The sequence below is a fragment of the Methanosaeta sp. UBA458 genome (genome assembly GCF_002496085.1).
In the GTDB taxonomy this organism is placed as follows: Archaea; Halobacteriota; Methanosarcinia; order Methanotrichales; family Methanotrichaceae; genus Methanothrix; species Methanothrix soehngenii.
Window position 1 is genome coordinate 1 of the sequence record NZ_DAIK01000160.1, and the last position, 7,484, is coordinate 7,484.

Sequence of the window (7,484 nt, forward strand, 5' to 3'; positions counted from 1 at the left end):
TCTAAAAGTTGAGTGCCCTTCGGATTGGCTGCCAGAAATATACATTTTATCCTTCTCTGGCCTTCGCTTTTGCTGGATACATCCCGCGCCTTAGAATAGTATCGATATTGCTGGTTGACCGGTCCGGAGGGTTTGTAGATTGCGCCCGTCGAGCCCCGCATGTCTACCGCTTCTCTTCCTAGAGATACTGGACCATTGAACTGGTTGAAAAGAACATTCCCGCTGAAGCTGCCGGCAATATTGGTCTGGGAGCCGTGCATGGTCTGGCCTCGCTTGTCGAAGACCGTCCTGCTGCCTCCTTTCTCTAATTCATCCACCAGCCTCTGCTCACTGACGGCGAAATCCGGGTCAGCCTCCAGCTTCTCTGCCAGGACCTCCCGCAGAGCATTCTCTTGCCTTTTTGAATCCGGCCTCTTTTTGCCAAGGGCCAGGGTCTCCTCTGCATCGGAGTCGCCCCTGAACTTGTCTGCAACTGCCTGACACAGCTCGCCCACCTTTGCGCCCAGCGTTTCACCTGCGCTCTTGGAGAAAGCCTCCGCCCCTTTCGCCAGGAAGGGGGCGGCTACTGAGGCCAGGGTTAACCGGTCCATCTGCAACACATCCTTGGAGGAGTGTTTGGCGGGATAAAAAGATAAGTCTTCTGGATCGGTTTCTCGGATCGTTGAAATTTTTCAGCCCATGCTTTAAATATCAAGAAATCCAAAAGCAGTATCATGGGTGAGAGTGCCAGAAGCTGCATGCAAATTCCTGGTGATCTGTTGGAGCATGGTGAAGATAGAGCAATTACGAGAGGCCTTATGAGGCTTTCCGAGAGAGTTCTAGCCCAGCTTCTGGGAAATGAGCCTGATCTACGCGGTCGAGGATCTGAATCTAAGATTTAGATAGCAATCCTGGTTGAGATAAGAGATCCTGAAACCTGCTCGATTGGATGGTGGCAACTAAAATGAAAACCCTTCAAGAGATCGAGAGAGTCCTTAAAGATCAAAAGCCAATCCTCAAAAAAAAATTTAAAGTAAAGGAGATCGGCATCTTCGGATCTTTCGTGCGAGGCGAGCAAAAGGATACCAGCGATCTCGATTTGCTGATTGATTTTGAGGAGCCAATTGGCCTGGTACAATACGTGGGTTTGCAGAATTACTTGAGCGACAAGATTGGTGAGAAGGTAGATCTGGTCACAAAGTCGGGCCTCAAACCGAGGGTAAGCGGGCATATCCTCAAAGAGGTAATTTACGTATGAAGAAACGGGATTATGGGAGTTATCTCGAGGATATCATTGAGCACATGAACTACGCTGAAGAATTTATTAGAGATATGACATTTGATGAATTTAAAAGCGATAAAAAGACTGTTCTTTCAGTGACAAAGTGCATAGAGGTTGTAGGCGAGGCAACAAAACATATCCCGGATCAAATTAGAGAAAGATACCCAGAGATTCCCTGGCGCGATATGGCAGGAATCAGAGATCGGCTCGTCCATGGCTATTTCAAGGTTGACCTGTCGATCGTCTGGACAACTGTGACCATAGAATTTCCTGAGCTTCGATCCATGCTGGAAAATGTATTGGCTGATATGGACCGGTAGCGAAGTCAGATGAATGCAAGAAATCTTCATCTCCTTATTTATGCAACGGCCATTTGTCTTTCCCTTGGCCGGGCAGGATGTCTTCGGGGAGGGGTGGCATATCTCAGTTAAGATGCATTAGCCTTTCTTCGAGATATAAGTGGAAGGTATTTTCCCGAGCATCTCTCATTATTATCCCGCGAGGTACAGGCACCTAGATCCATCATCCTCTCAGCCTTCCCAAGAGCTCGCAGGCCTTGCACCTCTTCCCCACACATGGCTCGCCGCATTCCCTACACTCCGCCAGCTCCATCTGCGCCCAGTCTCCTCGGCACAGCTCCTCGATCCTCTCAAATCCCTGCAGCGTCTTCTGCCGGGTTCCGGGAAAGAGGCTCTCCATCCGGTTCATCATATCCCGCACATCTGCTCTTAAAGAGAGCCGGGCATAGGGGCACTCCCTGGACTCGAAATAGATCCCGTTAACCATGGCATAGAGGGCGATCTCCTTTTCAGGAATGTCTCGCAGGGGCTTGATCCTGGGAATCAGCCCCGGCTGCTCCCTTCTGGGCCGAAAGCGCATCAGACGCTCCATATCCCCCTTCAGATAGTTCATCATCACCGACTGGGCCTCATCGTCCTGGTTGTGGCCGGTGGCGAGCTTTGTCACCCCCAGGCTTTTGGCAGCGCAGTTCAATGCGTTCTTGCGAAATACCCCGCAGTAGGTGCAGGGCGCGACCTCTGCTCCCACCACCATCTCGTCCAGGCTCCAGCCGTACTCCTCCTGGAATGAGATGATCACCTGCTCCACTCCCATCTGCCGGGCGATCCTCTTTGCAGCCACGATGGTATCATCCCGGTAGCCTGCGATGCCTTCATCTACAGTCAACGCCACCATTTCCACCTCTTTTTCGGCTAGAACCCGGCTTAAGGCAAATAGAAGGGCAGTGCTGTCCTTCCCTCCGCTCACCGCCACTGCGATCCGCTCTCCCTTCTCGATCATCCGGTTCACAACGATTGTCTGGACCATTCGCCCCTCAAAATCCTGGATGAAATGATCCTGGCAGAGGTGCCGGCCGAGGTAGCGCTGGGAAACGATCGCCCGTTCCTGACAGAGGGAGCAGATCATTTAGGCGACCTCATTCAGTCAACCTCAAATCACAAACCTCTCCGGATTGGCATAAACGGACAGCCTCTTCCCCCGCAGAAAACCGATGATGCCAAGACCCGTCCTCTGAGCAATGGTTATGGCCAGGCCCGTCGTCGCCCCCCGGGAGACGACTATGGGGATGCCGGCTACAGAGCACTTCAGGGCCATGTCCGAGGAGACCCGGCCGGTGCAGGCGGCAAACGCCCGGCCCAGGTCGAATCTCTCCCCTTTGATGATCAGGCTGCCTATGGCCTTATCCAGGGCATTGTGCCTTCCTATGTCCTCTATGATCGATACAGGCCCGGATTGATCGAAGAGCCCAACTGAGTGTACTCCGCCCGTAGCGATATGCGTCTGGGATAAGGATATGGCCTTCATCGCCTCCTGAGCTTGTTTTTTATTGATCGTCAGATCGGATTTTATCCGGGGGAGCTTTGACTCATCGAGAAATGAGGCTATGCCCCCGCAGCCGCTCACAATGGGCCTCCTGGGGACTATCGCTCGAATGGGATTGGCGACTATTGCCCTGGCCACATCTCCCTCCACCTCTATAGATTCTATCTCCTCGACGGCAGAGACGATCCTCTCGGAATAAAGGTGCCCCGCCACGAACTCTTTTCTCATCTGGGGGCTGATCATAGCGGTGGCGAAATGGCGGCCGTTGATGAAAATAGATAAGGGAACCTCCTCCGCCACCGGGCAGATGGCTTTCTCGACCTTGATCTCGTCCACCTTAAGGCACTCAAAGTCTTTTATCATCTTCTCATGCGTTCCCTTAAGCCATCCTGGCGATTTGCTCCAAATTCCCCAGGAGCTTCTCGATCTCCTCATCGGTATTATAAAGATACAGCGATGCTCGGGCGGTGCCATGCTTTAATCCCAGGTGCCTCATCAGGGGGATGCAGCAATGGTGCCCCGAGCGAATGCAGATGTTGGAGGCCTGGTCGAGCATCAGGGCGATCTCATGGGGCAAGAGGCCCTCTATCCCAAATGAGACCACTCCTCCCCGCTCCACGGGGCTATCAGCCCCCGGTCCGTAGACCTCCAGGCCTCCGATCCCATCCAGTCCTTTAAGCAGCCTCCTGGTGAGACTCATCTCATGATCGTGAACTTCATCGATCCCTATCCGGGCTAAGTAGTCCACTGCAGCGCCCAGACCAATGCCGGCGGAGATGTCCGGCGTTCCCGCCTCATAGCCCTCATAGCCCCTCTTAAAGGTGAATCCGTCGTCAAAGACGTCCTCTACCATCCCTCCTCCTGCCAATAGGGGCGCCAGTTCCGTGCTACCCAGCTTCTTCCCGGAGTCCTGGTTCTTGCTGGCATGACTGCTCATTCTCTGCCCTTTTGCCCTCCTCTGCTCTCCATTCCTCTTGCCATCCTCCAGCTCCCTGATCCAGAGCACTCCCGATCCCGTGGGCCCGAGCATCTTGTGGCCGGAAAAGCATAAAAAATCGCAATCTATGTCTTTAACATTCACTGCCATATGGGGCAGGGACTGGGCGGCATCCAGCAGAAAGAGAACTCCCCGCTCACGGCAGATCCGGCCGACCTCTCTTGCAGGCAGAATGGTGCCAAGGGCATTGGATAGATGGCTCATGGCGACCAGCCTGGTTTTCTTGTTTATGGCTCTTTCAAGGTCGGCCAGATCGATCCTCCCCATTTTATCCGGAGCTATGACCTCCAGATCGATCCCCACCTCCTTCAGCCTCATCCAGGGCAGGAGGTTGGAATGGTGTTCGAGCAATGTGGTCACAATTCGGTCCCCCCTCTTCCAGTCCAGGCCCCTGGCCACTAGGTTGATCGACTCGGTTGTGTTCCTGGTGAAGACGGCAGTTCCATCTTCTCCCCCCACAAAACCCGCCACCTTGAGATGAGCGTCTCTGTACCTCTGGTCAGCGATCTGGGCCTGGCGGTAGACCCCCCGGCCCACATTGGCCCTGTAGCTGCGGTAGTAGCTCAGGACAGCTTCTAAGACGGGCTCAGGAGTAAGGCTGGTGGCGGCGCTATCCAGATAGATGAGATCATCGAGAATGGGAAAATCGGATCGAATCTCTTGAACTTTCACAAAACCTCGTTTAAGCTACCGCTTCTATAGCCCTCCAGGTCCAGGGTCACATATTCAAAACCAATGCACTTCAGCCTCATCACTATCTCCTGCCTGCAAGCCAGCGCCCTTTCCAGCTCCTGCTCTTCCAGCTCGATTCGCGCCGTCTTTCCCTGCGACCTCACCCGCAACTGGCCAAATCCCAGGCTCTTCAAATATTCCTCCCCCTCTTCCACCATTCGTAAGCCTTCCCGTGTGATCCTCTCATTATAGGGAATGCGCGAGGCCAGACAGGCGGAAGAGGGCTTGTCCCAGACGGGCAGTCCCATATCCTGAGCCAGGGTGCGAATATCCTTTTTAGTGATCCCCGAATCGACAAATGGATGCCAGATCCCCTCCTCGCTGCAGGCCGCAATGCCCGGTCTATAGTCATCGAGGTCGTCGGCGTTCACCCCATCGGCGATGCAGCTCATACCCTCTTTCTGAGCCACCCTCTTGAGAATGGCACTGGACCTCTTTTTACAGATATAGCAGCGAGTGGATGGATTTTGAGAAAAAGCCTGGTCATCGAGAATAGAGAACCTCTCCACCCTCAGCTCCAGACCGAGGGATTCTGCCAGGGCAACCGCCTCCTCCAGCTCGCTTCTGGGATAGATCTCGCTGTCCAGGATCACTGCCACCGCCCCCTCACCCAAGACATCATGAGCCAGCTTTGCCAGGAGGCTGCTGTCCACCCCACCGGAATACGAGATAAGCAGCCGTTCTTTCTCCCGGATACGATCTTTGAGATCTTTTAGCTTGCCGTCATGGCTCATTTTTAACATTCCAAAAACATTCCTTCTCCAGAGGGCATAGAGAATATGGAGATCTGGGATTCATTGGAGATCTATTTGGATTTGATTCTTACTTCCCTTTGCATCGACCTGAGATGCAAGCGCTCTCGTCATCTTGAAGCATGCAGCAGATATCGCAGATCCTCCTCACCAGATCATCGACCTTTCCATCGATAAGATCTTCCGCAAGCCCTCCTATCGCCTCCCTGATATCCTCTCTGAACTCGATATTGTAGCCCCTCTTCTTCGAGACATACTGGGATACCGCAGGGGGGGTGATTCCCAGCATTTTGGACACATCCTTCTGAGAAATTCCTCTTTTGATCAGTTCTTCGGCAATAGCCGCTCTGATGCTGGGAAGCACATTCCAGACGATCTCCTCACATGGCGACTTCATCTATCATAAACCTCAAATCTATGTTTGATCGATCATTATCTTTGGCTTTCTATCATAACCTATACCCATATAAATGTTATAGCAGTCTGTGGATGATGCATCCCCGGATGAAGGAGATGAAAGGGGCGATTCATTCTGATCGGTCCGGCCCAAAGGTTATCAGCCAGGAGGGATAAAATAGGCGATGCAGAGGTCTTTCATGCATCAGACTCATATGATAATCGACGGGGAACAGCTCCCCATTTCATCCCATAAGGTGGAGACGATTTGCAATCCAGCAAACCAGGAGCCTGTGGCTCTGGTCTCCGTAGGAACTCGCCAGGATGCCCGGATGGCTTTGGAGGCGGCAAAGAAGGCATTTCCTCTCTGGTCTGAGACCGCCTGCGAGAAGAGGGCAGAGCTATTGCATTCTGCCGCGGATCTGGTGCGAGAGAGGGCGAAGTCCATAGCCCGACTGCTGACTCAGGAGCAGGGAAAGCCCCTGAAAAATGCTCGAGCGGAGATCCTATCATCTGCTGGTATCCTGGACTATTATGCAGAAGAGGGCAGGAGGAACGTCGGGGAATGGCTGGCCACATCCCGCGGCCGGAGCGTTGTCCTCCGCCAGCCCGTGGGCGTCGCTGCCCTCATCACCCCCTGGAACTATCCGGTGGACCTCCTCTCCTGGAAGGTGGGGCCGTGTCTGGCAGCGGGCTGCACTTTTGTGGCCAAACCGCCAAGCCATGCCCCCGTCGCCGCCACGGAATTCGTTCGGGCGATCTATGACGCCGGTCTTCCTGCAGGAGTGGTCAATGTGGTACACGGTCCGGGAAGCGAGGTAGGAGCAGAGCTGGTGGAAAACCCCATCTCCAGGAAGATCGCCTTCACCGGAGAGACAGAGACCGGACGATGGATAATGGCCCAGGCTGCCCTTCATATCAAGCGCGTCTCACTGGAGCTGGGAGGGCACTCGCCCTTCATAGTCTGTGGCGATGCCGATATCGAAAAAGCTGCTGCTGCCTGTGCCCAGCGGGCTTTTTCCAATATGGGGCAGATCTGCATCAGCGTCAACCGGGTATATGTGGCAGATGAGGCGGCAGAGGAGTTCACCGATAAACTGGTCCATCAGGCCGAGCGGCTGCGGATTGGCAACGGCCTGGAAGAGAATGTGGACCTGGGGCCGATGTTCAGCGATGAGCAGCGTGAGAAGACCAAAGAGCATATGAAGGACGCCCTTGATCGGGGAGCAGAGCTCCTCTGCGGCGGCCGGGAGCCGGAGGGGGAGGCATTCGAAAAGGGCTACTTTTTCCTGCCCACCGTCCTGGGTCGGGCTGACCACAAGATGAAGATCATGAGAGAGGAGACTTTTGGCCCAGTAGCTCCGATTATGAAATTCAAGACTGTTAATGAGGCCATAAAGCTGGCCAACGACTCGAATTACGGCCTGGCCGCATACATCTACACCAGCGACATTGCCACGGGCATTCAGGCAGCAGAAAGGCTGGAGGCGGGAGGGGTGGGGGT

Annotated in this window: 9 protein-coding genes; 3 read left to right on the forward strand and 6 right to left on the reverse strand. The window is 54.1% G+C overall.

Going from position 1 to position 7,484, the window contains the following annotated elements:
- On the reverse strand, window positions 1-590 hold a 590-nt coding region (locus tag BP822_RS11675), incomplete at its 3' end, for a hypothetical protein (protein WP_276620985.1).
- A gap of 353 nt (window positions 591-943) precedes the next feature.
- Here BP822_RS11675 and BP822_RS11680 point away from each other — a divergent pair.
- Window positions 944-1,237, forward strand: a complete 294-nt coding sequence (locus BP822_RS11680) for a nucleotidyltransferase family protein (RefSeq protein ID WP_013720179.1) — start codon at window positions 944-946, stop codon at window positions 1,235-1,237.
- On the forward strand, window positions 1,234-1,581 hold the full coding sequence (locus BP822_RS11685) for a DUF86 domain-containing protein (protein WP_013720178.1): 348 nt from the start codon (window positions 1,234-1,236) through the stop codon (window positions 1,579-1,581). The genes BP822_RS11680 and BP822_RS11685 overlap by 4 nt, the downstream gene beginning before the upstream one ends.
- A gap of 202 nt (window positions 1,582-1,783) precedes the next feature.
- Here BP822_RS11685 and BP822_RS11690 read toward each other — a convergent pair whose 3' ends face one another.
- The 5 genes from BP822_RS11690 to BP822_RS11710 all read right to left on the reverse strand — a co-directional run bounded on the left by BP822_RS11690 (window position 1,784) and on the right by BP822_RS11710 (window position 5,981).
- Complete coding sequence (locus BP822_RS11690; RefSeq protein ID WP_273271778.1) at window positions 1,784-2,686, reverse strand: TIGR00269 family protein; 903 nt, start codon at window positions 2,684-2,686, stop codon at window positions 1,784-1,786.
- Window positions 2,687-2,710: 24 nt separating this feature from the next.
- Window positions 2,711-3,466, reverse strand: a complete 756-nt coding sequence (fdhD, locus tag BP822_RS11695; RefSeq protein ID WP_286878343.1) for a formate dehydrogenase accessory sulfurtransferase FdhD — start codon at window positions 3,464-3,466, stop codon at window positions 2,711-2,713.
- A gap of 16 nt (window positions 3,467-3,482) precedes the next feature.
- Complete coding sequence (locus tag BP822_RS11700; protein ID WP_286859206.1) at window positions 3,483-4,772, reverse strand: aminotransferase class V-fold PLP-dependent enzyme; 1,290 nt, start codon at window positions 4,770-4,772, stop codon at window positions 3,483-3,485.
- Window positions 4,769-5,575, reverse strand: a complete 807-nt coding sequence (gene larE / locus BP822_RS11705; protein ID WP_157863802.1) for an ATP-dependent sacrificial sulfur transferase LarE — start codon at window positions 5,573-5,575, stop codon at window positions 4,769-4,771. The genes BP822_RS11700 and larE overlap by 4 nt, the downstream gene beginning before the upstream one ends.
- Window positions 5,576-5,654: 79 nt before the next feature.
- Window positions 5,655-5,981 carry a transcriptional regulator gene (locus BP822_RS11710; protein WP_013720173.1) on the reverse strand — a complete coding sequence of 109 codons (327 nt, stop codon included), beginning with the start codon at window positions 5,979-5,981 and terminating at the stop codon, window positions 5,655-5,657.
- A gap of 199 nt (window positions 5,982-6,180) precedes the next feature.
- On the opposite strand from BP822_RS11710, the gene BP822_RS11715 reads away from it, so the two are divergent.
- Window positions 6,181-7,484 (forward strand): aldehyde dehydrogenase family protein (locus BP822_RS11715; protein ID WP_286878344.1); only part of this gene is annotated, 1,304 nt, incomplete at its 3' end.